Below are 26623 nucleotides of genomic sequence, written 5' to 3'. Positions count from 1 at the left end.
AGTCTGAGTTAATTAACCCAGTAAATTACTAGGTTTATATATTTAAAATCGAAAATTCAGAAGTTTTTAGAAAGGGAAAATAGTACTATAATTCTAATAAAAATTTAATGGTATCCACTCCGTCTGCATAATCCCAAAGTTGAGGATGCTGGGTTTCCCCAAAAGCAACTTCATTTTCTATAAAGTCTTTAGCCACAATGCACTGAATTTTATCAGTCTCTGTGGATAACTTCTCTTTTAAACTATCGATATTTTCGTAGTTTTCATAAAAAACAGTAGCAATAGGGGAGGCATACCCCTCGTCTTCCTTCAGCATTAAAAAGCCATTATCCAGGATTTTAAAAAGGCTCATGAGATAAACGGCCTTATTATAATCATAATTATTGGCATATTTATGTTGGTGGATAATGTCTTCATAGGTATAAATTGCATTGTAGAAAGCGTCAAAATTATAATTTTCGGGAACAAAAAGCTTGGAAACGCTTCTGCAACCAAGTCCGTAATACGTAAATATATCTTTCCCCAATGCTTCGAGCTGTCCTTTTGTTTCACGTCCGGTAAGAACGGCTACAGAATTCCTGTTTTTACGAATAATGTTTGGTTTACTCCCAAAATAGTATTCAAAATACCTCGATGTATTATCACTCCCAGTCGCAATAACTGCATCAAAACCTTCCATTTTCTCTTCTGTAAAGGTTATTTTCCCTTTAAAGCTAGGTTCTATGGTTTCTAGGTATTTAGCCAAAAAGGGTAGTAGGTGTTTGTCGTTGGAAGATTGCTTTACCAATACTTTATGTCCTGTGATGAGTACCGAAAGAAAGTCGTGAAAACCCACCAAAGGAATATTACCGGCCATAATAATAGCCACTGTTTTAGGTGTAACCTCGTCTATGAGATATCCCGACAACCACTTTTTTATATTAGATTCTGTAAGTGCATTTGCCCAACTCTGCAATGCAAATTCAATATTCTGTTTTGTAAACCAAGTATTGTGCTCTTGTGCTAATTTTAGTTGATGTTTGAAGCCTTCGTAAAAAACAGCATCTTCTTCTTCGTTTTCTGTTTTTTCGGAATTTTGACCCGTAAACTGCGATAGGAACGCTCCAAGTTTAACAAAAGCACTTATTCTGTTGTGAATGTCACTCATTATATTTGGTTAAGATTTTCTTTGTCTTTATTTTTGACAAGGCAAATTTACATAATAGAACCGAGGCGAACTTTTATTCTGAATAAATTTTAGTTTTTTTGAAAGAAAAGTGGCCTAAAATCGACCATATAAATCCATTTGTCTTGCCGCAAGTGGATTTAACAAATGAAAAAGAAGAGTTATGGCTATAATTATTACAGATGAATGCATAAACTGCGGGGCTTGCGAACCGGAATGTCCAAACACAGCAATTTATGAAGGTGCAGACGATTGGAGATATAGCGACGGAACATCCCTAAATGGAGATGTAGTGTTACCTAGCGGAAAGCAAGTGGATGCCGATGATGCACAAGAACCGGTAAGTGATGAAATTTATTATATCGTTCCAGATAAATGTACAGAGTGTAAAGGTTTCCATGAAGAACCTCAATGTGCAGCTGTATGTCCTGTTGATTGCTGCGTTCCAGACGACGATCATGTAGAAAGCGAGGAAGAACTGTTGGCAAAGCAACAATTCATGCATCCAGAATAATCTCTGAGTTTTACTAAAGATTTGTTGTGCTTTTAGTTAGCATACAATAATAAAGATCTAAGCCAAACAGCAAATATGTTGTTTGGCTTTTTTAGTGTTAAAAATAGTAATAGATTTTTAGCGAATGGATTTATTCCATAATTTTGGAAAAAATCCATTTAAGCTATGAATCGAACCATATTGCATCTCGACTTAGATACATTTTTTGTATCTGTAGAGCGTTTACAAGATAGCCGTTTACGCAACAGGCCGCTTTTAGTAGGCGGGATAAGCGATCGGGGCGTGGTAGCTGCCTGTAGTTATGAAACCCGGACCTTTGGGGTGCACAGTGGCATGCCCATGAAAATGGCAAAAGAATTATGCCCCGAAGCTACTGTAATTAGAGGGAATGCTGGTACATACAGCAAACATTCCGATATCGTAACCGAAATTATTCAGGAAAAAGTACCGGTACTCGAAAAATCGAGTATAGATGAATTTTACGCCGATCTTTCGGGAATGGATAAGTTCTTCGGTTCGTATAAGTATGCATCAGAATTAAGGCAGCACATTATAAAAAACACGGGACTTCCTATTTCTTTCGGACTCTCCATCAACAAGGTAGTTTCCAAAGTGGCTACCGGGGAGGCCAAGCCCAACAATCAGCTGAAAATAGATTACGGATTTGAAAAACCTTTTTTGGCTCCGTTATCCATTAAAAAAATACCCATGATTGGGAATAAGACCTACCTTACCTTAAGAAACCTGGGCATAAAACAAGTAAAAACCCTTCAGGAGATGCCAAAGGAAATGATGCATACGGTGTTGGGTAAAAACGGACTCACCATTTGGAATCGGGCTTGTGGCGTGGATAACACCCCGGTTATACCCTTTTGCGAGCGAAAGTCGATCTCTACAGAACGTACTTTTGACAGGGACACTATTGATGTTAAGATGCTAAAGGGATTGTTGATAGCCATGACAGAAAATTTGGCGTATCAGTTGCGTAGGGGACAAAAATTAACCGCTTGTATTGCCGTGAAAATAAGGTATTCAGATTTTCAAACGTATTCCAAACAATTAAAAATTCCCTACACCAGTGCCGACCATTTGTTGATTCCTGAAATATTGGAACTTTTTAACCAACTCTACAATAGGAGGCTCTTGGTGCGCCTTATCGGGGTAAAGTTTAGCCATTTAGTAGCGGGGAACTATCAAATTAATCTTTTTGACGATACCGAAGAAGCCATTAATCTATACCAAGCGCTAGACAAAATAAGGCTTCGGTTTGGAGACCGTAGTGTGCTACGAGCCTCTGCAATGGGGGCGCGTACCATTGGCAGGATGCACAACCCTTTTAACGGGCAACCCCCAACTATTTTAGCACATAGAAAACAGTAATGTATCTTAATTGCCACACATATTACAGTTTAAGGTTTGGAGCTTTTTCTGAAGTCGAACTCTTGGAGTTAGCCCAGGAAAACGAGGCGCGACAGCTGGTGTTAACCGATATTAATAATACTTCTGCCTGCTTAAATTTTATTCGGAAGGCACCGGAATACAACATCAAACCAATCGTAGGCATCGACTTTAGGAATGGTGTGCAGCAAGAATTTGTGGGGATTGCAAAAAACAATACGGGTTTTGAAGTCCTTAACACATTTTTATCCACTTGTCTCCATACGGAAAGTGAAATCCCCAAACGAGCTCCAAAGTTGAATGACGTTTTTATAGTGTATCCCTTTGAAAAAGTTATGCTCAACGCCATGGAAAACTTTGAAAAAAATGAATTCATAGGTGTTTCAGTAACCGATCTTAGAAAGCTTCCGTTTTCCAAATACATTCAATTTCGGGATAAATTGGTAGTGCAGCAGCCGGTTACCTTCAGAAATAAAAAAGATTTTAACGCCCACCGGCTTTTACGTGCGATAGATAATAATACACTACTAAGTAAACTGCCAAGAGAGGAAGAGGCTTCGGAAGAAGAAAAAATGTACCCAGTAACCAATTTGTACCAAGCATTTAGCACCTATTCCTTTATTCTGGAAAATACAGATCGTCTTTTAAAGCAATGCGATATTTTTTTTGATTTTTCAGCCAAAAAACAGAGTCAGAATCAACAAACATACAGTGGCAGTCTATCGGAAGATGCAGCAATGTTGGAAAAACTGTGTTTGGACAATGTCAACCAGCGCTATCCAGAACCTTCCAAAAAAGTGTTCGACCGCATGTGGATGGAACTCGAATTGATAAAAAAAATGAATTTTATCTCCTATTTTTTAATTAACCACGATATCGTTTCCTACGCCAAACAGCAAGGTTTTTTTCACGTAGGGCGGGGTAGTGGTGCCAATAGCATTGTGGCATATTTACTGGGAATTACCGATGTTGACCCTTTGGAGTTGGATCTTTATTTTGAACGTTTTTTGAATTTGTTTAGAAGCGCCCCACCAGATTTTGATATCGATTTCTCTTGGAGGGATCGGGAAGACGTTACCCGGTATATTTTTAACAGGTTTCCCCATGTGGCTTTAATGGGCACGTATGTAACTTTTAAATACAAGGGTGTGGTTAGGGAATTGGGTAAGGTTTTTGGTTTGCCCAAAGAGGAAATAGACAGACTGAGTGAAGGGCTTTACCGCAAGGAAGATTTAGACGAACTTTCGCTGCTGGTGCTGCGTTATGGAAGGTTAATTCAAGGAATGCCTAACTATGTGAGTGTTCATTCCAGCGGAATTATTATTGCTGAACGTCCCCTGCAGTATTTCTCGGCTACTTTTTTGCCGCCAAAAGGTTTCGTTACGGTCCAATTTGATATGCATATAGCTGAAGATGTGGGACTGTATAAATTTGATATTCTTGGGCAGCGGGGATTGGCAAAAATAAAAGAAGCACTTCAAATTATTATATGTAACCAACCTGAAAATAAAGATTTTGACATTCATAACGTGAATGCTTTCAAAAAAGATCCGGTTATTAATAACATGCTAAAAAAAGGGCAGTGCATGGGGTGTTTTTACGTGGAATCCCCGGCAATGCGCATGCTCATTAGTAAATTAAAAGTGGACAATTACTTGGGACTGGTTGCGGCCAGTTCAATTATTAGGCCAGGGGTAGCAAAAAGCGGAATGATGCGGGAGTACATTTTACGGCATCACGATCCTGAACGGATACAGCAAGCACACCCTGTGCTTCTGGAAATTATGCCCGACACTTATGGTGTTATGGTATACCAGGAAGATGTAATTAAAGTAGCACACCACTTTGCAGACCTTACCTTGGGGGAAGCTGATGTTTTGCGTAGGGGAATGAGCGGGAAATATAGATCCAGGGACGAGTTTAAAGCGGTAGAAGAGAAATTCATAGCCAATTGTAGAAAAAAAGGGTACAAAGATGAAGTTACTTTCGAAGTCTGGAAGCAAATAGAAAGCTTTGCAGGCTATGCCTTTGCCAAAGGGCACTCTGCTTCCTATGCCGTAGAAAGCTATCAAAGTTTATTTCTACGTGCCTATTTCCCTTTGGAATATATGGTAGCGGTTTTAAATAACGGAGGTGGATTCTATAGATCTGAAATTTACATTCACGAAGCGCGAATGCTGGGAGCTACTATCCATGCCCCTTGTATTAACAACAGCATGGCAGAAACTGTTATTTATGGAAAGCACATTTATTTGGGATTTGCTTTCTTAAGGGATTTGGAAGCAAGGACCTGCGCTAAACTATTAAAAAACAGAAGTGAGTTTGGAGATTTTACATCACTGGAAAATTTTTTGGACCGTATTTCCATAAGTATAGAGCAAATAAGTATTCTTATTCGCATTAACGCATTTAGATTTACCGGAATAGATAAATATGAACTGCTTTGGAAGGCTCATTTTAGTTTGGGCCATCTGCAGCGGTTTGAGGCACAACACCAGTTGTTTAGATTGCAACAGCGCAATTACGAGATTCCTCTTTTGCAAACCACAAACCTTGAAGTCGCTTTTGAACAGTTGGAGCTACTGGGCTTTACCCTCTGTTCCCCGTTTGATCTACTCGTAGAAGCCCCAAGAACGAGCTTTACGGTAGAAAATTTCCCAGCTATGCTCCACAAAACCATCGATATCTATGGGTATTTGGTTACTGTAAAGCGCACCAATACACAGCACCGTAAAGAAATGTTTTTTGGTACATTGCTAGATCAAGAGGGAAAGGTTTTTGATATGGTCTTGTTTCCTCCCGTTGCCGCCAAATACCGATTTAGGGGAAAGGGAATCTACAGAATTTATGGAAAAGTGGTGAGTGAATTTAATTTTTTGAGCATTGAGGTTATAAAAATGCGCAAAGAGGATTACATCCAAGACCCGAGATTTGCTGATTGAAAAAGTTAGTGTAGCAGCATAAAAAAGAGACTGTTTAAAAAGGTGAACTTCAGATAATCAATAAGCCTTCGACATGCTCAGACTGACATTTGAAGTTGTTCCCACCTCTTAAACAGTCTCCCTTAATTTTTTAGAGAAATGTAGAACTAGTTCAATAAACTAGCAATCTTTTCATTTAAAGCTTCTCCGCGAAGGTCTTTAGCGATAATCTTTCCTTCTTCATCTAAGATAAAGGTTGCAGGGATCGAACGAATGTTATATTCCTGCGCAATAGGATCTTGCCAAAACTTTAAATTTGAAATATGTGTCCATGGCAATTGATCTTCTTCAATGGCCTTTTTCCAATCTTCTGCACTTCTATCCAAAGAAACTCCCACAACATTCAATCCTTTATCATGATACTCATTGTAAAGATTTACAAGATTAGGATTTTCTGCACGACAAGGCTTGCACCAAGCTGCCCAAAAATCTAAAACAGTAACTTTTCCTAAAGATCCCTTTAGTGAAGCTGTTTCTCCAGCAGGGGTAGGACCAGAAAAGTCTGGCGCAACAGAACCTACATTCAGTTTATTGGCTTTTCCCAATTCAGCAGAAATAGTTTGCCCCATTTCGCTGTTCTTTACATCTTCAGAAAGACTATTAAACAATGTAGAGATTTCTTCTGCATTTTTAGATCCTGTTCGCATCATCTGTTGGATAACTAAAAGAGAGATATACGAATCGGTGTGGTTCTTCACAAAATCCTCTTCATAATTCCTTGCTTCTTCTTGGGTTTCTTCAAAAGTTTCCTTTAAAGTGTTAAGGGTAACAGTATCATTTTCTTTTTGAGCCTCCATTCCTTTCTTTTGAATGTCTTCCATTTTCTTTCTAATGCTTCTGGAATTCTGTACAAAATCCGTAAAGTCTTCATTAGAAGGAGTTCCTTCAATTTTAGAGAAATTTAAACTGTCTTTGTAAGCGGTTACATTAATAGTTCCTTCTTCCAAGATAATTGGTAAAACCCCTCTAATCCCTTCAAAAAACAAATAGTGCAACTGGGGTCCTTCGGCTTTACCGGAAAACTCAAAATTACCTTCTTTAACTTCTAAGGTGTCTATAACCTCTGGACGCTGACCGTCTACTGGTTTTTGTAGGTAAACCTGTTTACCATCTTCTACACCATCAACACTTACATTTACTTTATATGTGCCATCTTCTGTGGCTTTATTACAAGCTACGAGCGCAACGAATAATAAAAGAATACTTCCAATCTTTTTCATTAATTATTTTTTAATATTATTTGTGTTTGCTACAAAGTTAAAATTTCATTTTAATCCTTAAAGACAATTAACAAAAAAAGCCCCGAGCTTTAATTTTTCGGGGCTTTTAAGTATGTTTTTAATACTAAAACTGATATCTAATCCCTAAAGCGATATCAAAATCGAAGTCATCATCGAAGTCATTAAAGCCAACTTCTGGTCGAAAATCCAAGGACAACAATAGCGGAATATTGAAATTGTATTCAATACCTATATCCCCAGCTACAAATCCGTATGCACCTCCATCATCGTCGTCATCATCAAAATCATCGAAGTCGTCATCACGATCGTAGGCTCCAAGACCCCCACCGGCACCAACGTACCAGTTAAAATCCCCTTCAATTGGGAATACCCATTGGTACAATCCAGTTATTCTAAAAGCATCGTACTTTTTGCTATCTCTCCAACCTAAGTCAAATTCGAGACGATTGTTGCCACCGATACCTCTTTGATAAGAAATTTCTGCACCGAAACCATCTCCGTCCCCTAAACGAAGTCCCAATGCATTTTTCGCTATCTCTTGGGAATAACCCGAAACAGCAAATCCAATTGCTAAAACACTAAATAAAATTAGCTTTTTCATAAGTTTTGTTTTTGATTTGTATTAGATACGTTGCTAAATTAATTTAAAGTTGACACAGTTTTGTTAAATATTTCCAAAAACCAGTTAAACAAACTCTCAGAAAGACTTTCGGGGAGTTTGTTTTTTGACGACCTGCACAAAACCATTTATGCCACAGATGCTTCGGTTTACAGGGAGCTACCTGCTGCAGTGGCTTACCCAAAAACCGTTGAAGATATAAAGCAGATCATTGAATTTTGTCACGATAGCAAAACTTCTATAATTCCCAGAACCGCTGGCACTTCTTTAGCCGGACAATGTGTTGGCGACGGGATCGTAGTGGACGTATCCAAATACTTTACAGGAATCCTCGATTTAGATACACAAAATAAAACGGTGGTTGTAGAGCCAGGCGTTATCCGGGATGAATTGAACCTATTTTTGGCAGACCACAACTTGTTCTTTGGGCCGAACACTTCTACGTCCAACCGCTGTATGATTGGTGGGATGGTTGGTAATAATTCCAGCGGCACAACCTCTATTAAATATGGGGTTACACGCGATAAAGTTTTAGAAATAGAAGGGCTATTGAGTGATGGGAGTGAAGTGGTGTTTAAGGAATTGAACGCGGTGGAGTTTCAAGAAAAACTGGAGTTATCGAGCTTGGAAGGGGATATTTACCGTATGGTTTATGAGGAATTGACTGCGGAAGGAGTGAAAGAGAGAATTGTTAAGAATTTCCCCAAGCCTGAAATTCATCGCAGAAATACAGGATATGCAATAGACGAAATTTTAAAACTTGCCCCTTTTGAGGCAAATGGAGGCAGTTTTAATATGTGTAAACTTTTGTCGGGAAGTGAAGGCACTTTGGTTTTTACCACTAAAGTAAAACTCCAACTAGACGACGTTATGCCCAGTAATGCCGTAATGTTGGCAGCACATTTTAGAAGTGTGGCAGATTGTTGTGCTTCTGTGTATGATGTTATGCAGCACGATTTATATAGCTGTGAAATGATGGACAAGGTAATTCTCGATTGTACCAAAAACAACAAATCCCAGTTGCCAAACCGTTTTTTTATAGAAGGCGATCCAGAAGCCATTTTAATGCTCGAATTAAGGGGTACGGATGAGAACCTATTGGAAGAAAAGAAGAATGCGCTCCTTAAAACCCTAGAGGATGCAGGGTTAAGTTATGCCAATCCAGCGCTTTATGGAGAAGAGATCAATCAAGCAGCGGAACTTCGAAAAGCAGGACTCGGACTCTTAGGAAATATAGTCGGGGATAAAAAAGCGGTGGCCTGTATAGAAGATACAGCTGTTAGCATTAAAGATTTAAGCAATTACATTACCGAATTCTCGGCAATAATGAATAGCTACAAGCAAAAAGCGGTGTATTATGCTCATGCCGGGGCTGGGGAATTACACTTGCGTCCAATTTTAGACTTAAAACAGGCGGAAGATGTTAAATTGTTTCGACAGATAACTACTGATGTGGCTAATCTTGTAAAAAAATACGGAGGCTCCATGAGTGGGGAGCATGGCGATGGAAGGGTACGGGCTGAGTTTGTGGAAAAGATGATAGGCTCAAGTAACTACGAGTTATTGAAGCGAATAAAAAATGGTTTCGACCCCGATAATATATTTAATCCTGGGAAAATTGTGAACAGCGCGCCCATGGATAGTAGTTTACGGTATCAACCGGATAGAAAAGAGCCCGAAATAGAAACTTTGCTTGATTTTTCTGATTCCTTGGGAATTTTAAGGGCAACCGAAAAATGTAATGGAAGTGGAGATTGTAGAAAAACGCACCTCTCCAATGGGGCCATGTGCCCAAGTTATCACGCTACAAAAAATGAAAAAGATACAACTCGGGCGCGCGCCAATGCGCTACGGGAATATTTGACGGTTTCAGGGAAAAAAAACAAATTCAACAATAAAGAGTTAAAGGAAGTTTTCGATTTGTGTATCAGTTGTAAGGCCTGCAGCAGTGAGTGTCCGAGTAATGTGGATGTGGCAACACTCAAAGCAGAATTTCTATACCAATACTACAAAGACAATCCGCCAAGTTTAAGAGACAAAGCTTTTGCTTACAACACACAATTAAACAAATTGGGAAGTGCTTTTGGGTTTATGACCAATAGCCGTTTTTCGCACGGTATATTAAAAAAAGTACTAGGAATCGCTTCGGAAAGAAACCTTCCTTTTGTTAAAAGTTATAATTTCGATAAAAGTATTGAGTTATTTAAAAATCAAGACTTTATAAAAAAAGAAGTAGTATTATATATTGATGAGTTTACACAATACTTAGATGCTAATATTGGTAATGATGCAATTGAATTATTGAGTGCGTTAGGATATAAAGTTTCCCTTTTTTATGGAGAAAGTGGAAGAACATTTTTATCCAAAGGTTTTTTAAAACAAGCGAAAAAATTGGCCAATGAAAATGTAGAAAAATTAAAATCATTGGTCTCCAGTGATTGTCCGATTTTAGGCATTGAACCTTCAGCTATACTTTCTTTTCGTGATGAATATCTGAGAATGGTGGAGGATCAACAGAGTGCTAAAAAGATTGCTTTGAACAGTTTCCTTATTGAAGAGTTTCTTTCCGAAGAAATTAAAAACGGAAATCTTACCAGTGAAATGTTCAACGCGGACAAAAAAAATATCAAATACCACCCTCATTGTCATCAAAAATCGCAATCGAATACCAAGGTTACGTTCGATATTTTAAACCTTCCAGCTAATTTTAAGGTCACTATGATAAATTCTGGTTGCTGTGGAATGGCAGGTTCCTTTGGGTATGAAAAAGAACACTACGAAACCAGTATGGCCATTGGGGAGCTGCGCTTGTTTCCTGCGGTAAGAAAAGCAGAAAAAGAAACTGTAATTGTAGCCAACGGCACCAGTTGTAGGCATCAAATAAAAGATGGAACTGGGAAAAACGCCGTGCACCCAATTACTTTACTGAATCAAGTGGTTAAGAAATAAAATTTAGGTGCTTTATTTTAAACTGAAGGTGGTAATACTTTGAGAAATCACTTCAGAAGTATTTTTAGGAATATCCAACGGTATATCCACTTGATCTAGATTGGATAATTCATATTCGATGCTTGTTTCGTTATTGATAATTCCCACTCCCGGTGCAAAATATTGGGTGGAAATAATAACATCTTGTGGCTTTAAAATAGGTACCGATACTTCAAAACCGTTGATCGTTGTGGTAACAATACCTTGAGCGTTCACAATAATCGATGTTTTTATAACATTGCTGTAATCTTCTTCAAAGAAAGTATAATCTTTAAAAATATTGTCGGTTCTAGAGGTGATGTCGTAATTAACTTCAATGTTGTAATCTCCAATGGTATACGAGCTGCTTCCTTTGCTCTGATACATATCGTTTCCAACTGGATTCTGGGTGTCCAATAGCACCAAATCCTCTAACGGTATCTTTATCCCAGGGAATAAATCTGCTATTTCCCCATTAAGGATAATTTTGTTTTTTGTTTTGTGCAACAAACTATTGGAGAGTACATTGGTTAAAAACCCGAGTTTAGGATCCTTTCCCTTAATCCTGTAATGTAATTGGCCTTCTACTAAAGTATCGCTGCTTATCCATAAACTATCTTTTCCAGGTGTCGATGAGTCTACACTGTAATTCCAATTATTAGAAATCTCTAACGGAAAATAATTTTCACTATTGATTTCTTCCAACAAATCTTCTGGCATGGATTCGCTGCTAGAGCAAGAAATAAGTACAAAAATAAAGAGTAGACTAAAAATGGGATAGTTTCTGTTCATGCAATTAGCAATTTTTTCAAATATAAAAATAATATCGTTATAGTGCAGAAATTCACGTGTTAATAAAGCTTCGTTAGCACTCAAGCTTATAAAAGTCCATTTTTCAAAGAGTTTAAGGGAATCCGAAACAGGCAAATATTTATTTTTTACCAGTAATGGTAATTGCAGCCAGCAGTTCTTTGTAATTCATTGTTTTTAAATCCTCATCAGAGTAAAACGGACTCAGTTTATCTTCATGGAAATGATAAAGCTCCCAACGTTTGTCTTGGTATTCCAATGCGGTTAAATTTTCGATCCAATCCCCAGAATTGAGATACAGGCAGGTGCCGTTTTTATTTACTTTGCGCACCATTTGTGGTTGGTGTATGTGTCCGCATATCACATATTTATAATTGTTTTCAATGGCAAGGTCTGAAGCTACTTCTTCAAAATCGTTGATATATTTTATAGCTTTCTTTACGCTGTTCTTGATTTTTTTGGAAAGGGAGTATTTCTCTTTTCCGAAGCCTACCAAAATCCAATTGATAAAACGGTTGATAAGAATTAAAAAATCGTATCCCCAACCACCCAATTTGGCAATCCATTTAGTGTGTTGTATGGAAGCATCAAAAACATCGCCATGAAAGATCCATGCTTTCTTACCATCCAAATTCAGTATCAATTTATCAAGAATATGAATATTCCCCATCGATACATCACTAAATTTCCGCAGCATTTCATCATGGTTACCAGTAATGTAATATACTTCGGTACCCTTTGTGGATAGGTCGATAATTTTTTTAATAACCTGAAGGTGATTTTTTGGAAAGTATCTTTTTCTAAACTGCCAGATGTCGATTATATCGCCGTTTAGGATTAATTTTTTCGGGGAAACACTATTTAAATAGGAAAGTAATTCTCCAGCATGACAGCCAAAAGTGCCAAGATGTACATCAGAAATAACAACAACGTCTAGTTTTCTTTTTCTCAATCGTAATTGATTTTTTACAACTACGAAGTACGTTAACATCCCGTTATAAGGTATTACCTGAAAATTAATTCTTTATGATAAGAATGTTAAGGAAAAAGAGGTTTTTACCGTTACATATTAATGAATGATTAAGCATATTTAATTTTTGTTTCTCTTTTAGAAGATTTACATTTGTCAAAATCAAAATTTTATGGCAGGAAATTCCTTTGGAAACCTCTTTAAGTTAACCACTTTCGGCGAGTCTCACGGAGAGGCTTTAGGCGGAATTATAGATGGATGTCCTGCGGGCATATCCTTAGACCTTACCAAAGTACAATTAGATCTCGATAGACGCAAACCAGGGCAATCTGCTATTGTTACCCAACGTAAAGAGCCAGATGAAGTACGATTTTTATCTGGAATTTTTGAAGGTAAAACTACAGGAACGCCCATAGGGTTTGTTATCGAAAACACCAATCAGAAATCCCACGACTATTCACATATAAAGGATAATTACCGTCCGTCTCACGCAGATTATGTTTATGAGAAAAAATATGGACTCAGGGATTATCGCGGTGGCGGCAGGAGTTCTGCTAGGGAAACTGCGAGCAGGGTAGTGGCGGGAGCCATTGCAAAACAAGTATTGGGGGAGATGAAAATTAATGCATTTGTGTCTTCCGTAGGGGATATGCATCTAGAAAAGCATTATTCTGAATTAGACCTTGAGAATGCCGAAAAAAATATTGTTCGCTGCCCAGATACCGATCTTGCTTCCAAAATGGAAAACTACATTAAGCAGATAAGAAAAGAAGGAGATACTGTAGGCGGCGTTGTTACCTGTGTTATCCAAAATGTGCCCATTGGTTTGGGAGAACCTGTGTTTGATAAACTCCACGCAGAATTAGGCAAAGCCATGCTTTCCATAAATGCGGTAAAAGGTTTTGAGTACGGAAGCGGTTTTCCGGGTGCGTCCATGAAAGGAAGTGAGCATAACGATTTATATAATGAAGACGGAAGCACTAAAACGAATTATTCAGGAGGGATACAAGGTGGTATAAGCAATGGAATGGATATTTACTTTAGGGTTGCTTTTAAACCGGTAGCCACCATTATGCAAACACAAAAAACCATCGATCGCGATGGGAACGAAGTGGAAATGCAAGGGAAGGGGCGTCACGATCCCTGTGTGGTTCCGCGTGCGGTGCCTATCGTGGAAGCAATGGCTGCGTTGGTTTTGGCAGATTTTAAATTGATAAATAACAGTTATCAACATAACAGTTAATCACAACTAAAAAACAAATCATTTGAAGAAATTAGCATTACACTGGCAGATTATTATAGGTTTAGTTCTTGGAGTTGTTTGGGCGATACTCTCCAGCAAATTGGGTTGGAGCCAATTTACAATAGATTGGATTGCTCCGTTCGGTACCATTTTTATAAACTTATTAAAATTAATCGCCGTTCCTTTGGTGCTTTTTTCCATTATAAATGGTGTGGCGAATATTGGAGATCCTTCCAGTTTGGGAAGAATGGGAGGGAAAACCTTACTCGCTTATTTAACAACCACTATCCTTGCGGTTGGACTCGGATTACTTTTAGTGAACCTAATAGGTCCTGGAAAGTTAATCGACGAAGATAGCCGAATAGACAATAGAATTAGTTACGAGCTTTGGGCGGCTTCAGAGAACTTGGAGATAAAAGATGGGATTAACTACCTGCAAGATCCAGACTTTCTAGATCGTGCCCAACATATTTCAGAATTATCCCGCTCCGAATTAAAAGACGCTTCGGTAAGCGAAAAATTAAATACAGCCAACAAAACCAAAGAATCTGGCCCATTACAGCCTTTGGTAGATATTGTCCCAGATAATATTTTTACTTCTTTGGCCGATAACGGACTCATGCTTCAAGTAATTTTCTTTGCCCTTTTCTTCGGAATAAGCCTTCTTTTTATTCCAGATGAAAAATCTAAACCGGTAATGGCTTTTGTAGATGGGGTAATGGAAGTGTTTTTGAAAATGGTTGCTTTGATAATGAAAGCTGCTCCTTTCTTCGTATTTGCACTTTTAGCTGGCGTAGTAAGTAAAATGGCAGGTGATGATATTGGTAAAGTGATCGAAATTTTTAAAGGCCTTAGCTGGTATTCCCTTACCGTGTTTTTAGGGTTGAGTTTAATGATCTTTTTTGTTTATCCAGGTATTTTTAAAATATTCATTCGCGTTATTTCTTATTTCGGGTTTTTCAAAGCGATGAGTCCGGCGCAAACTTTGGCTTTCTCAACATCCAGCAGTGCTGCAACCTTACCTGTAACCATGGAGTGCGTTGAAGATAACTTAGGAGTTGATAAGAAAATAACGAGTTTTGTATTACCAATTGGAGCCACCGTAAATATGGATGGGACATGCTTATATCAAGCAGTTGCAGTTGTTTTCTTGGCACAATTGCATATGATAGACCTTACCATTGGTCAACAACTTACCATCGTATTAACTGCCACATTAGCTTCTATTGGCTCTGCGGCTGTACCTAGTGCAGGGTTGGTGATGTTAATAATAGTGCTACAATCGGTTGGATTAAATCCGGCCTGGATAGGGATCATTCTTCCGGTAGATAGAATATTGGATATGATGAGGACGGTGGTGAACGTAACTGGGGATGCAACGGTTTGCTCGTTAATTGCTAAAAGTGAAGGGATGTTGAATTATGAAGAAAAACATTCCGAAGTGAAAGAAACATCGATATGATCGAACAGGATATCATAACCGAAAATGCAAATTTATTTGCGATTGATAAAAATTTAGATCGCTTGATTAAACGGGTGGAGCTTCTAAGCTACCTTAATCCGCTAAATACAGAAAAGGAAAAACACCGGTTTTTCACTTCTAAATATACTGAAGAGCCTATTTTTAAGTATCCGAAACAAAAATTCAATGCTTTTAAACTGCAAAGGCTTTTATTTTCCCATAAACTGGAAAAAATAGAGGATGATGATATCAGGGCACTCTACCAAAGCATCATTTATTACTATGCGAACATGGTACAGTGTGCTGAAGCTATTGGGGAAAAGAAAAAGTTTTTTTACAATAGCTTGCGACTCTATGGGACCCCAAAGCAAAAAGATGTTGATAACGCGCGCTTTATTCTACATTTAAAAAATGAGGAAGACCTAGAGTCTTTGGAAAAGAGATTTACAGCCTTAGATGCGCAGGCTTATTTTGAGGATTTTGTGGAACGTTACGATTTTCCACTGAACATTAAACTCTCCACCAGCATTGCTGCAGACGCCATGGTCTCCAACAGCACCCAAACGCTCTTTATAAAAAAGAATGCGAAGTTCAACGAAAATCAGTTAAAGACTTTGGCGAACCATGAGATTGGGGTCCATATGGTAACCACTTACAACGGTTTGAATCAGCCCCTAAAAATATTTTCCAATGGTTTTCCAAAGAACGTTGAAACTCAAGAAGGACTAGCGGTTTTTAGTGAGTATATGAGTGGCGCTTTAACCTTGAACCGTTTAAAGATTTTAGCATACCGTGTTATTGCAGCAGACAGTCTTATAAAAGGTTTTTCTTTTGCAGATACCTTCGATTTACTGCATAACCAATATAAATTGGATAGGGATAAAGCATTTATCATTACATTACGGATACATCGAGGAGGAGGCTATACAAAGGATTATTTATATTTAACCGGTCTCAAAAAAATATATGAATATTACAAACAAGGAAATTCGCTTTCGCCTTTATTAACCGGGAAAGTTTCCATAGATCGTTTAGATTCTATAAAAAAATTACAGAATATCGGTTTGGCTTCAAACTCAGTACATATAACCGACTCATATTCAGTTAATAAAAACACTAATTCTAGTATAGATTTTATTCTTCAAAATTTACGTTAAACTATCACGCTTTAAGCAGCACATTTTTCACATACAAAATTCTTTGCTACACAACAAAAAGTTTTTATTACATATTTAAGGCTCTATGTTTGTTTCAAATTGAACCATTTATAAGTTTTAAAGGTTCAGTTGGCGATTACCCCAAATCGTGCCATTAAAATTTAATACCGAACTCCTATTTAAAGAAAATAAGTAGAACCGGATGTATTGAAAGAAATGAGAAATATTAATAATTACTTTCGTGTGAAGAAGCAAAAGAATTTGAAGCGGGCGGATATTTCCAAGTTAAAGAGCGAGTGTTTAGGAGATCAGGAATATTTAAATGAAATTGTAGCGTTATTAGATGAAAATATTGAAGAGTTTTACGATGCCGCTGAGATCTATTTAAAGGCAAAAGACCGATTTTCAATTTCTAGGGCTGCACATAAAATTAAAAATGGTCTTGAAATGATTCAAGCCTACACTCTGTTGGATTATTTGGACATGATTCAAAAAGAATGTCAACATCTAGACACTTTTAAAAACATAGAAAATTTAATAGAAGATTTTAAAGTAGAATATACCTTGGTGCAGGCTGAATTGAAACAACAAATTTCTAAGATAAATGACTAAAAAAACCATTTTGTTGATTGAAGAAGATAGAATGGTTTCATCCCTAATAACTTTTCGGCTAAAAAAAGAAGGTTATTCAGTAGAATCTTTTACCAACGAAATGAGTGCCTTATCACAATTAAAAAACATTAATGCAGACTTAGTTTTATACGGACTTTCAATGGTTAATTTCAGCGGAGCTAATTTTATTCAAAAGCTAAAGAATTCACTAGATGATAATATTCCTGTAATTATAGCCACTTCCAATAAACAACAGAATAGAAGTTTACAAAATTCTGGAATTCAGGTGAACGCTATTATTAACAAACCAATAATCCTGGAAGATTTAATGGCTTTAGTTGCTAAAAATGTTAAAATTTCATCGGCTTTCAACGATGAATTACCATAAAAATTGTGTTACACCTACAAAAAAGCGGAGTTGACAACAAAATGTTTCAAATATCAAAATTAGCTTTTACTTTTACTATGTAGTTTAAATGAGCTGCCAGCCCCAAAGCAGTTTTAATTTAAGTTTTAAAAAAGACTTGCCTCAAGTCTTACCTGAATCCTACTTATGAACTCCCGGGCAAAAGCTTGGGAGTTTTTTTATACCCTTCACACAATCAGTATATTCCGTATATAATTTAAGATTTCCTTCAGAGAATTATCCAACATTTTTTTGTATCTTTTAATGAAAAACAAAAATCAGGTATATGAAAAATCTTGGAAATATTAAGCCTGTTTTATTCACCGTACTTTTTTTAATTACTTTTTGTTTCACGATAAATGCTTTTGGAGCCGAACCGATACAAATAGCACAGGACACTACAAGTTATAAAGAATTTAAAGGAGTTGTAAAAGATGATAAAACTGGCGACGAACTCGTTTTTGCAACCTTGGTTGTCGAAGATACCAATATTAGCTCTGTAACTAATTCAGAAGGGAAATTTACTTTAAAAGTCCCTGAAGAATATTTACAGAATAGTCTAGTGATCTCCTTTTTGGGATACACCAAAAGATCTATTCCACTTTCTAAATTAACAAAAGAGCAGAATGTGATAAATCTAGTGCCGGTTTCCATTGAATTGGCTGAAGTAGATTTGAGTGCTCCAAAAGACGCCTTGTCTTTGGTATTGAGTATGTTAAAACGAAATGGTGAAAATTATTTGACTTCTCCTGTAAAAATGACAGCATTTTATAGGGAAACCATAAAAAAAAGAAATAAAGACGCTTCTCTTTCAGAAGCTGTTGCATACATCTATAAGCAGCCAAATTCTTCAGGTAGGGCAGATGTAATAGATCTTCATAAATCCAGAAAAAGTACTAATTACGACCGCCTGGACACAGTAGCCTTAAAGCTCCAAGGAGGTCCGTTTACGCCCTTATTTATAGATATCATGAAGTATCCCGAGTATATTTATACGGAAGAATTGATAAAATACTACGAATTTAGTTTCGATCCTTCTACAACCATAAATGATAAATCTGTTTATGTGGTTAATTTTAAGCAAAAGGAAAATGTTACAGAACCTTTGTTTTATGGAAAATTATTTATAGATGCTCAAACTCAAGCTTTGGTAAGTGCCGTCTTTAAACTTAATTTAGAAAACAGGGAGCGCGCCAGTGAATTGTTGGTACGTCGTAAACCTAGCGGTATCGACGTGTATCCCACAGAAGCCTCTTACCGAGTAGACTATAGAATTAAGGACGGAAAGTGGTACTATGGTTATGGTAATGTACAACTTGCTTTTGTAGTGGACCGAAAAGGGAAATTATTTAATTCGAAGTATTACGTAACCAGCGAGATGGCCATTACAGACTGGGTTGAAAATGGCGATGTTAGAAATGTAAAAGGAAGGGATAGACTCCGAAAGTCGGTAATTATCGTAGATGAGGCCTCTGGTTTCTCCGATCCTGAATTTTGGGGAGCATACAACGTAATCGAACCCGAAAAATCAATTGAGTCTGCAATTAATAAAATTCAAAGACAACTGGAACGGGATCAAGGGTAAGAGTAGTTTAGTACTTTACCGTTTTTTTTAATAGGAAAAATTTACTAGCCAACTGTAAAAGCTATTTTTTAAGGTATGCACATATCTTGAAAAATGGCTTTTAGTATATTACGGTATATAATTAACATAAATTAAAGTGTTTGGCATAAATTTGGATACTATTTTTACCACGAGATGAAATGGCTTTTATATTTTTTTTACAAAAGGCTTTATATTTATCACGTGTATGAATGTTAGTATTATGAAGTTTTTAGTTACCATATTTTTACTCATCATCTGTTTGGGAAGTACTTTTGCCCAGCAAGGCGATTTGCAAAACACCCCTATCAAATTGGAAGGCTTGAATGCCGTTGAACAGCCAAAAGAAAATGCTCCTGAAAGTACATCATTGGACATAAAAACGGTTCCGGATATAAATATTCCCGAAGCCCCTAAAACTCCTACAACCAAAGATCTCGCCAACAAAGAGGTCAATATGATGGATAAAAATGAAGCTTTTTTAGATCCAGGCGACCATTTTGAGAAAAAACTAAACAGGGAACTTACGGGAAAAGAAGATACTAGGGTAGGCGCTACTTCTACACAATACTTTGGGGATTTTAAAAGCAATGCTAAATCCGTTAAAATTCTTTGTAGGGATCATCAATATGTCGATGGGGACCGCGTAAGCGTAATCGTTAATGATAAAGTGGTGGTACCTAATATTTTCCTAGAATCTTCTTTTAAAGGTTTTTACATAGACCTGGAGCAAGGGTTTAATAAAATTGAATTCAAGGCACTTAACCAAGGAACTTCGGGCCCGAATACTGCACAATTTGCTGTTTTTGATGATAAGGGCGTGGAAATATCATCCAATATCTGGAATTTATCAACCGGTGTAAAAGCTTCATTGTTAATCATAAAAGAATAACGATTCTTCAAAATTTGTAGAAATATTAACCTTAAACTGCTGTTAATTTTCTTCATATTTATTTATCTTTAGGAGTGTAAAGAGGTTCAAATCATGAAAAAAGTACTTATAGCAATCGATTACAATCCAGCTTCCGAAGAAGTGGTAAATAAAGGATATCAACTGGCGAAAACCTTGGGTGCAGAAGTTTGCTTAATGCATGTGATAAGTAATTTGCAGTACTACGGCATTCAATATCCAACTTTCATGGGTTATGATGCCATGAATATCAATTACGATCCAAGTTTTCAAGAAGAAATGAAAGGTGTCGCAAGGGACTTTTTACAAACAGCTACTGCAAATATCGGGGATCCTAAAGTGGAGTCTCATATCGCTGAAGGTGATACGGCCGATGAGATTTTAGACTACGCAGATCAATGGAACGCTTCTTTAATTGTTATGGGAACCCATAGCCACAGTAAACTTGAAAAAATTCTAATGGGTACCGTAGCGTCTTCAGTGCTTGAAAACACAAAAGTTCCCGTGTTTATGGTGCCTATTAAAGAAGAGTGATATAAAAAAATAGGTTTTCTGTTTTTGGTTTTGAATATTAATTGTAATATTGCAATAAATAAATTAAAATGGGGGTTACTAAAGAAGAAATATTTACAGAAGAGCAAAACAAGATCGCTCGTATCGCTAAAGTAATAGGGCATCCTGCACGCGTAGCTATTCTACAATATTTGATTAAAACAAATTCTTGTGTTTGTGGAGATCTCGTGGAGGAAATAGGTTTGGCCCAGCCTACCATATCCCAGCACCTAAAAGAGCTTAAAAATCTGGGTGTCATTAAAGGAACCATTTCTGGAACAAGCGTCTGCTATTGTATAGATGCTGAAAATTGGCAAAAACTAACGACCAGTTTAGTTAACTTAATCAACCTAACACCTTCCAGTAACACAGATTGTTGTTAAAAAATTTATTTCTATTAATCGCAATATCGCAATAAATAAATAATATGAAGTTATCAGAATTTAAACAGATTTTAGAAAATCAAGATCAAATTGGTTTTCAATTACCCAATGGGAAATTAGTGCCCAGTCATTTTCATGTTACAGAAGTTGGTGCTATCTCCAAACGTTTTATCGATTGTGGGGGAACGCTTCGAAACGAAGAAGTAATTAGTTTGCAGTTATGGGAAGAAAACGATTACGATCATCGATTGCACCCAGAAAAATTACTTCAAATTATAGAACTTTCAGAAAAAAAGTTATTGCTGGACGATCTTGAAATAGAGGTAGAGTACCAAGGGGAGACCATAAATAAATTTGGGTTGGCATTCGATGGGAATGTTTTTCAATTGATCACCAAACAGACTGACTGTTTGGCAAAGGACAAATGTGGTATTCCCGAAAAGAAAAAAGTTAGGTTATCAGAATTAAATACGAACGCTTGTGCACCTGGTTCTGGATGCTGTTAATTCTAATTTATGTACGCAAATATATCTAAGCTTATTGAGGTTATCGATCTGGCCTCAATTACAGAGGAACGAAAAAAAACACTTCAACCGTTAGTTGACTTCATTAAGATTAAGTTATCTAAAAATGAAGATGTTGCCATAAATTTTATATGCACTCATAATTCACGGAGAAGTCACTTTTCTCAAATCTGGGCACAAACCATGGCTCATCATTTTCAAATATCTAACTTTAGTTGTTATTCAGGGGGAACTGAAAGCACGGCTTTATATGAACAAGTTGCCAAAACGCTTGTTCAAGATGGATTTTTGGTTGAAAAACTCTCGGAAGGAACCAATCCTGTTTATGCCATTAAGTTTGATGAAAATGCTCCTGCCATTATCGGCTTTTCAAAAAAATTTGATCATCATTTTAATCCGTCTTCCCATTTTGCTGCAATAATGACTTGCTCTCAAGCGGACGAAGGCTGTCCTTTTATTGCGGGAGCGGAAAAAAGAATTCCAATCACCTATGAAGATCCCAAACTGTTTGATGGAACTCCAGAAGCAGCAGCTATGTATACGCAAAGAAGTCATCAAATAGCCACCGAGATGTTTTACATATTCTCTAAAGTAGCAAAATAATGAAATCAAAAAGACAACTTAGTTTTTTAGATAAAAACTTAACCCTTTGGATCTTTGTTGCAATGGGCATAGGGGTTTCCATTGGATATTTCTTTCCAACAGCACCAAGTTATATTAACAATTATAGCTCCGGAAGTACAAATATTCCTATTGCAATCGGACTCATATTAATGATGTATCCGCCTTTGGCAAAAGTAAATTATGCGTTGCTTCCAAAAGTATTTAAAGATGTAAAAACGCTAAGTATTTCCTTAATTTTAAATTGGGTAATCGGACCGTTTTTAATGTTTTTTCTCGCTATTCTTTTCTTGCACGATTATCCCGAATACATGGTGGGACTAATTTTAATTGGTTTGGCAAGATGCATTGCCATGGTTTTGGTTTGGAATGATTTAGCTGAAGGAAGCAACGAATATGCTGCAGGATTGGTTGCCTTAAACAGTATCTTTCAAGTTTTTGGCTACAGTTTTTATGCTTGGTTGTTTATTACGAAACTTCCGGTACTTTTTGGTTTTGAAGGTGCCATTGTGGATATTTCTATTCAAACAATTGCCGAAAGCGTATTTATATATTTAGGAATTCCTTTTATAATGGGTTTTTTAAGTAGATGGATTCTTGCTAAATGGAAAGGGGAAGAATGGTACAATAACACATTTATTCCCTTTATTTCGCCTATAACGCTTATTGCGCTTTTGTTTACCATTGTGGTTATGTTTTCTTTAAAAGGAGAGCTTATTGTAGAAATCCCCATGGATGTAGTGATTATTGCCATCCCATTGTTGATTTATTTTACCATTATGTTCTTTATTGGTTTCTTTTTAAGCAAGGCCAGGGGAATTGCATACGACAAAAATGCCGCTATTGCATTTACAGCTGCCGGAAATAATTTTGAATTGGCCATTGCAGTTGCCATTGCCGTATTCGGACTCAATTCTGGTCAAGCCTTTACAGGCGTAATTGGTCCCTTAGTAGAGGTGCCAGCGTTAATTCTATTGGTTCGGGTTTCTTTTTGGTTACGTAAGAAATATTATTAAACCAAACAGTGTTAAAAATCTATCTAGAGCCTCCATTTAGTTAAATTAATGCTAATATCCCTATTCATTTTTTAGCATTCAGATTAAAATGTAAATTAGAAAGTCTAATCAAAAGAATCTAAAAGAAGATGAAAAGAATCACGCTATTGCTTTCTCTATCCTTTTTAGCATTTTCTTGCAACACACAAGAAAAAAAAGAGGGTAAAACAGAAGCAACACAGGAAACTATAAACGATAGCATTACCATAGTAGAAACAGCCATTGGAAAATTGGAGCTGCCAGCCCCTTACAGCTCAGAGCCTACGGCAAAGCCCAGTAAGGTGGTCGATTGGCCTGAAGGCAAGACACCGAAAGCTCCAGAAGGTTTTACGGTAACGCGTTTCGCAGAAGATTTGAAACATCCACGTTGGACGTATGTAGCTCCCAACGGAGATTATTTGGTGGCAGAATCCAATTCCAGCGATAGCGCTAACCAAATTACGCTACTTAGGGATACCGATGGGGATGAAATCATTGATGAACGCCATGTTTTTCTGAAGGATTTAAACAAAAACTTCGGAATGTTAATAATAGGCGAGAACTTCTTCGTTGCGAATACCGACGGACTTTACCGGTATCCCTATAAACACGGGATGACCAAGATTACTTCAGAAGGGGAAAAGATGGTGGACTTGCCCGCTGGAGGATACAACAATCACTGGACCAGAAACATTATTACCAATAAAGAAAAGGATAAAATTTATATCTCCGTAGGTTCTGCAAGTAATGTTGGGGAACACGGTATGGATGTAGAAAAAAGAAGAGCAGCTATTCTAGTGGTTAACCTTGACGGAAGCGGTGAAGAAACATATGCCAGCGGATTGAGAAATCCCGTTGGGATGGATTGGAATCCAGTGACTGGAGAATTATGGACAGCCGTAAACGAGAGAGATGCCCTAGGGAATAATTTAGTGCCCGATTATATTACCAGCGTGAAACAAGGTGGTTGGTACGGTTGGCCTTACAGTTACTATGGCGATATTAAAGATCCGCGATGGGAAGAAGAACCACACCAAGAAATGGTCGATAAGGCAATAGTTCCAGATGTACCCACTGGAAGTCATACGGCTACATTGGGACTTGCTTTTTATACTGAAGACCAATTTCCGGAGGATTATAAAAACGGAGCCTTTTTAGGACAACATGGCTCTTGGAACCGTGCAAATTTTGCTGGTTACAAAGTTTCATTTGTTCCTTTTAAAGAAGGAAAACCTCAAAAACCTCAGGATTTTTTAACAGGTTTTATAAAAAGTGATGAAGACGCCCAAGTTTATGGTCGCCCGGTAGGGGTTGCCATTACACCACAAGGATCATTATTGGTTAATGATGACGATTCTGGGATTATTTGGAAGGTTTCCCATAAATAAACATTAAGCTTTTTTAAAATGCACCTTGAATGGTTAAGAATAATCATTTAAAGGTGCATTTTTATTTATAACTTTTTTTTAGCAAGCATGAGATATTTAATACTTATTTTTCTGTTTTCGGGGATAGGTTTGTATGCCCAAAACTATCAAAGAACTTCAGTTTTTAAAGAATACTATCCTATTGCAGAACGCCCAATAATTGAAACTGGAATTAATAATAATCCCTACGAAAATACACTTTTCAATGCAAAACCTATTGTTTATTACAGTATTTACAATGATATCCGCGAGGCATTGTCTACCGATACCATTACGCCAGGAAATGCTGTCTACCTTACGTTTCAACCCCAAATAAGAATGTTCAATGAAAATTCCAAACCCATAAAAACCCCTTCCTACAAGGTGCTGTTTGGTTGGCAATCTATTGTAAAGACAGAAGCAAATAATTTTATCACCCTGGCTATTGAATCCGGACATTATTCCAACGGGCAATCAAAAAGTGCTTTTAGTGAAGAGTTTGATGATGGTTCTGAAGAAAGTAAGGAGATTTATGAAAGTATTACCGATGATACCAACCTATCAGAAATTCTAAATCGAAACAGCGGTAATTTCTCTACCAATTTATCAAGACTTTCTGCTAACTATAGAATTAACAGGATAAACGCCAATAACAAACCTTATAAAATACATTCATTTACGTTTACCTATCAGCTTTATCACAATCGTTTATTGGGAATTTTTAATGTTGGGGGTTACAATCCGGAAGATATCGACATTTATGGAAGGCACCAAATAGAGTTTAGGTACGAATATTCGGGCTACATAAAAAGTATGCGATTCGTGGTAGGGCAAGATTTGTTCCTGCATTTTGGTATTCATCCATCAACGGATCCGTACAGAGTACAAACCAGGTTTATGGTTTTTCCTTGGGATACCGATTTGGGTTTCTATACCCAATTTTCATCTGGTTTCGACGACTACAATTATAGATTTGTAGATAGTTATGAAACCATATCGGTTGGGGTTACTTGGGACTGGTTCACACCATTTGTTATTAAACCCACTAGAAAATAAAAAACGTCTTGCGGTAAAGGCAAGACGTTTTTAAAAGCTTAAAGTGTGTATCTTTTATTCGTTGGAAGCCATTAAAGCGAAGAATTTGTTGATATTTGGTAATATCACAATTCTCGTTCTTCTGTTTTTGGCTCTGTCTTCTTTAGTATCGTTAGAAACCAATGGTTGAAATTCCCCTCTACCAGAAGCAATGAGTTTCTCTGGAGCTACGTTGTAATCATTTTGAAGTTTACGAACTACAGAAGTTGCTCTTAGCACACTTAAATCCCAGTTATCTGCCACTTTTTCGTTGTGGATACTTCTAGCGTCTGTATGTCCTTCTACCATTACTTCTATGCTGGGTTCTGAATTGATTACGTCTGCCAATTTTTGAAGTATGTCATTCGCTTTATTACTTACTCTATAACTTGCTGTGTTGAATAACAATTTATCTGAAATAGAAATCATTACCACAGTTTCATCAATATCAATGGCAATATCATCATCTTCATTTAAGCTGCTATTGCTCATGGATTTTTGAAGATTGTAAGAAACCGCCAAATTCATAGAATCCTTTAAAGTTTTAGCTTCGCTTAATTGAGAAGGATCTACATTTTCAAGCGTTTTTCTCATTTGCTTCTTGGTTTCTTCAGAGATTACAGCCACATCGTCTACGGTAACCATCATGCTGTTATTCTCCTCTGTTAAACTGTTGATTTTTCCATTGTACTCATCAACACGTTCTTGGATTTCAGCAAATTTGCTTTCCAACTCTTCATTCTCAACTTGGGTTTTTTGTAACTGGCTCTGGAGTTCTCCTTTTTCCTGTTCCAGTTGTACATATTTCTTCTTAGAAACACAAGATGCCAATAAAGCGATTGTGAATACTGTTATTGCTGTTTTTTTCATAATATTATTTTAAGTGATTTTTATATATCTACGGTTGCCATTTTGATATAGATTTTTATAAAATGTTAAAATTATGCCATTCAGCGGATGAAAAACACCGT

The 26623-nt window shown here is 37.0% G+C and carries 24 protein-coding genes; 18 read left to right on the top strand and 6 right to left on the bottom strand.

Annotated features, from left to right (window positions below; translation table 11 throughout):
- Positions 1-85: 85 nt before the first annotated feature.
- Positions 86-1147: an acyl-CoA reductase gene (locus HX109_RS14180; protein WP_178953151.1), complete on the bottom strand. Its 1062-nt coding sequence runs from the start codon at positions 1145-1147 to the stop codon at positions 86-88.
- A 181-nt stretch (positions 1148-1328) separates the two neighbouring features.
- On the opposite strand from HX109_RS14180, the gene HX109_RS14175 reads away from it, so the two are divergent.
- The 3 genes from HX109_RS14175 (at position 1329) to HX109_RS14165 (ending at position 6019) form a co-directional block, all read left to right on the top strand.
- A complete protein-coding gene (locus tag HX109_RS14175; protein WP_178953149.1) occupies positions 1329-1679 on the top strand; it encodes a 4Fe-4S dicluster domain-containing protein in 351 nt (116 codons plus the stop codon).
- Positions 1680-1844: 165 nt separating this feature from the next.
- Positions 1845-3059, top strand: a complete 1215-nt coding sequence (gene dinB / locus HX109_RS14170; protein ID WP_178953147.1) for a DNA polymerase IV — start codon at positions 1845-1847, stop codon at positions 3057-3059.
- On the top strand, positions 3059-6019 hold the full coding sequence (locus tag HX109_RS14165) for a DNA polymerase III subunit alpha (protein WP_178953135.1): 2961 nt from the start codon (positions 3059-3061) through the stop codon (positions 6017-6019). Before dinB ends, HX109_RS14165 begins: the two co-directional genes overlap by 1 nt.
- Before the next feature lie 146 nt (positions 6020-6165).
- On the opposite strand, the gene HX109_RS14160 is transcribed toward HX109_RS14165, so the two are convergent.
- Complete coding sequence (locus HX109_RS14160) at positions 6166-7278, bottom strand: TlpA disulfide reductase family protein (RefSeq protein ID WP_178953133.1); 1113 nt, start codon at positions 7276-7278, stop codon at positions 6166-6168.
- A 124-nt stretch (positions 7279-7402) separates the two neighbouring features.
- A complete protein-coding gene (locus HX109_RS14155; RefSeq protein ID WP_178953131.1) occupies positions 7403-7900 on the bottom strand; it encodes a hypothetical protein in 498 nt (165 codons plus the stop codon).
- A 60-nt stretch (positions 7901-7960) separates the two neighbouring features.
- Between HX109_RS14155 and HX109_RS14150 the strand changes: the two genes are divergently transcribed.
- Positions 7961-10867: an FAD-binding and (Fe-S)-binding domain-containing protein gene (locus tag HX109_RS14150; protein WP_410504021.1), complete on the top strand. Its 2907-nt coding sequence runs from the start codon at positions 7961-7963 to the stop codon at positions 10865-10867.
- A gap of 12 nt (positions 10868-10879) precedes the next feature.
- Here HX109_RS14150 and HX109_RS14145 read toward each other — a convergent pair whose 3' ends face one another.
- Entirely contained in the window at positions 10880-11677 is a 798-nt protein-coding gene (locus HX109_RS14145) for a hypothetical protein (protein WP_178953129.1), read from the bottom strand.
- Between the two features lie 139 nt (positions 11678-11816).
- Positions 11817-12647, bottom strand: a complete 831-nt coding sequence (locus HX109_RS14140; protein WP_178953127.1) for a UDP-2,3-diacylglucosamine diphosphatase — start codon at positions 12645-12647, stop codon at positions 11817-11819.
- Positions 12648-12837: 190 nt separating this feature from the next.
- On the opposite strand from HX109_RS14140, the gene aroC reads away from it, so the two are divergent.
- The 14 genes from aroC (at position 12838) to HX109_RS14070 (ending at position 25634) form a co-directional block, all read left to right on the top strand.
- Positions 12838-13908 carry a chorismate synthase gene (aroC, locus tag HX109_RS14135; protein ID WP_178953125.1) on the top strand — a complete coding sequence of 357 codons (1071 nt, stop codon included), beginning with the start codon at positions 12838-12840 and terminating at the stop codon, positions 13906-13908.
- Between the two features lie 22 nt (positions 13909-13930).
- The gene (locus HX109_RS14130; protein ID WP_178953117.1) at positions 13931-15370 is read left to right on the top strand and encodes a dicarboxylate/amino acid:cation symporter; all 1440 of its coding nucleotides are present in this window, start codon (positions 13931-13933) and stop codon (positions 15368-15370) included.
- Positions 15367-16527, top strand: a complete 1161-nt coding sequence (locus HX109_RS14125; protein WP_178953115.1) for a flavohemoglobin expression-modulating QEGLA motif protein — start codon at positions 15367-15369, stop codon at positions 16525-16527. The genes HX109_RS14130 and HX109_RS14125 overlap by 4 nt, the downstream gene beginning before the upstream one ends.
- Before the next feature lie 243 nt (positions 16528-16770).
- Positions 16771-17139, top strand: a complete 369-nt coding sequence (locus HX109_RS14120) for a hypothetical protein (RefSeq protein ID WP_255462707.1) — start codon at positions 16771-16773, stop codon at positions 17137-17139.
- A complete protein-coding gene (locus HX109_RS14115) occupies positions 17132-17527 on the top strand; it encodes a response regulator (protein WP_178953111.1) in 396 nt (131 codons plus the stop codon). The genes HX109_RS14120 and HX109_RS14115 overlap by 8 nt, the downstream gene beginning before the upstream one ends.
- A 304-nt stretch (positions 17528-17831) precedes the next feature.
- Positions 17832-19130: a carboxypeptidase-like regulatory domain-containing protein gene (locus HX109_RS14110; RefSeq protein ID WP_178953109.1), complete on the top strand. Its 1299-nt coding sequence runs from the start codon at positions 17832-17834 to the stop codon at positions 19128-19130.
- A gap of 241 nt (positions 19131-19371) precedes the next feature.
- Positions 19372-20040: a hypothetical protein gene (locus HX109_RS14105; RefSeq protein ID WP_255462706.1), complete on the top strand. Its 669-nt coding sequence runs from the start codon at positions 19372-19374 to the stop codon at positions 20038-20040.
- A gap of 93 nt (positions 20041-20133) precedes the next feature.
- Positions 20134-20592, top strand: a complete 459-nt coding sequence (locus HX109_RS14100; protein ID WP_178953105.1) for a universal stress protein — start codon at positions 20134-20136, stop codon at positions 20590-20592.
- A gap of 68 nt (positions 20593-20660) precedes the next feature.
- Positions 20661-20993 carry an ArsR/SmtB family transcription factor gene (locus tag HX109_RS14095; RefSeq protein ID WP_178953103.1) on the top strand — a complete coding sequence of 111 codons (333 nt, stop codon included), beginning with the start codon at positions 20661-20663 and terminating at the stop codon, positions 20991-20993.
- A gap of 44 nt (positions 20994-21037) precedes the next feature.
- Complete coding sequence (locus HX109_RS14090; protein ID WP_178953101.1) at positions 21038-21499, top strand: DUF6428 family protein; 462 nt, start codon at positions 21038-21040, stop codon at positions 21497-21499.
- Positions 21500-21508: 9 nt separating this feature from the next.
- The gene (locus tag HX109_RS14085; protein ID WP_178953099.1) at positions 21509-22120 is read left to right on the top strand and encodes a low molecular weight phosphatase family protein; all 612 of its coding nucleotides are present in this window, start codon (positions 21509-21511) and stop codon (positions 22118-22120) included.
- On the top strand, positions 22120-23154 hold the full coding sequence (arsB, locus tag HX109_RS14080) for an ACR3 family arsenite efflux transporter (protein WP_178953097.1): 1035 nt from the start codon (positions 22120-22122) through the stop codon (positions 23152-23154). Before HX109_RS14085 ends, arsB begins: the two co-directional genes overlap by 1 nt.
- Positions 23155-23282: 128 nt before the next feature.
- The gene (locus HX109_RS14075) at positions 23283-24560 is read left to right on the top strand and encodes a PQQ-dependent sugar dehydrogenase (protein ID WP_178953095.1); all 1278 of its coding nucleotides are present in this window, start codon (positions 23283-23285) and stop codon (positions 24558-24560) included.
- An 87-nt stretch (positions 24561-24647) separates the two neighbouring features.
- Positions 24648-25634, top strand: a complete 987-nt coding sequence (locus tag HX109_RS14070; RefSeq protein WP_255462705.1) for a hypothetical protein — start codon at positions 24648-24650, stop codon at positions 25632-25634.
- A 54-nt stretch (positions 25635-25688) separates the two neighbouring features.
- On the opposite strand, the gene HX109_RS14065 is transcribed toward HX109_RS14070, so the two are convergent.
- Entirely contained in the window at positions 25689-26522 is an 834-nt protein-coding gene (locus HX109_RS14065; RefSeq protein WP_178953093.1) for a flagellar motor protein MotB, read from the bottom strand.
- Positions 26523-26623 lie beyond the last annotated feature (101 nt).

The sequence above is a fragment of the Galbibacter sp. BG1 genome (genome assembly GCF_013391805.1).
GTDB lineage: Bacteria > Bacteroidota > Bacteroidia > Flavobacteriales > Flavobacteriaceae > Galbibacter.
This window is presented reverse-complemented; position numbering and strand designations above follow the sequence as displayed.

Coding starts and splice junctions, on each gene's coding strand:
- HX109_RS14110 (WP_178953109.1), top strand. CDS start 17,832: ATGAAAAATCTTGGAAATATTAAGCCTGTTTTATTCACCGTACTTTTT.
- HX109_RS14065 (WP_178953093.1), bottom strand. CDS start 26,522: ATGAAAAAAACAGCAATAACAGTATTCACAATCGCTTTATTGGCATCT.
- HX109_RS14090 (WP_178953101.1), top strand. CDS start 21,038: ATGAAGTTATCAGAATTTAAACAGATTTTAGAAAATCAAGATCAAATT.
- HX109_RS14175 (WP_178953149.1), top strand. CDS start 1,329: ATGGCTATAATTATTACAGATGAATGCATAAACTGCGGGGCTTGCGAA.
- HX109_RS14165 (WP_178953135.1), top strand. CDS start 3,059: ATGTATCTTAATTGCCACACATATTACAGTTTAAGGTTTGGAGCTTTT.
- HX109_RS14100 (WP_178953105.1), top strand. CDS start 20,134: ATGAAAAAAGTACTTATAGCAATCGATTACAATCCAGCTTCCGAAGAA.
- HX109_RS14160 (WP_178953133.1), bottom strand. CDS start 7,278: ATGAAAAAGATTGGAAGTATTCTTTTATTATTCGTTGCGCTCGTAGCT.
- HX109_RS14095 (WP_178953103.1), top strand. CDS start 20,661: ATGGGGGTTACTAAAGAAGAAATATTTACAGAAGAGCAAAACAAGATC.
- HX109_RS14085 (WP_178953099.1), top strand. CDS start 21,509: ATGTACGCAAATATATCTAAGCTTATTGAGGTTATCGATCTGGCCTCA.
- HX109_RS14145 (WP_178953129.1), bottom strand. CDS start 11,677: ATGAACAGAAACTATCCCATTTTTAGTCTACTCTTTATTTTTGTACTT.
- HX109_RS14180 (WP_178953151.1), bottom strand. CDS start 1,147: ATGAGTGACATTCACAACAGAATAAGTGCTTTTGTTAAACTTGGAGCG.
- HX109_RS14155 (WP_178953131.1), bottom strand. CDS start 7,900: ATGAAAAAGCTAATTTTATTTAGTGTTTTAGCAATTGGATTTGCTGTT.
- HX109_RS14115 (WP_178953111.1), top strand. CDS start 17,132: ATGACTAAAAAAACCATTTTGTTGATTGAAGAAGATAGAATGGTTTCA.
- HX109_RS14105 (WP_255462706.1), top strand. CDS start 19,372: ATGAAGTTTTTAGTTACCATATTTTTACTCATCATCTGTTTGGGAAGT.
- HX109_RS14070 (WP_255462705.1), top strand. CDS start 24,648: ATGAGATATTTAATACTTATTTTTCTGTTTTCGGGGATAGGTTTGTAT.
- HX109_RS14125 (WP_178953115.1), top strand. CDS start 15,367: ATGATCGAACAGGATATCATAACCGAAAATGCAAATTTATTTGCGATT.
- aroC (WP_178953125.1), top strand. CDS start 12,838: ATGGCAGGAAATTCCTTTGGAAACCTCTTTAAGTTAACCACTTTCGGC.
- dinB (WP_178953147.1), top strand. CDS start 1,845: ATGAATCGAACCATATTGCATCTCGACTTAGATACATTTTTTGTATCT.
- arsB (WP_178953097.1), top strand. CDS start 22,120: ATGAAATCAAAAAGACAACTTAGTTTTTTAGATAAAAACTTAACCCTT.
- HX109_RS14075 (WP_178953095.1), top strand. CDS start 23,283: ATGAAAAGAATCACGCTATTGCTTTCTCTATCCTTTTTAGCATTTTCT.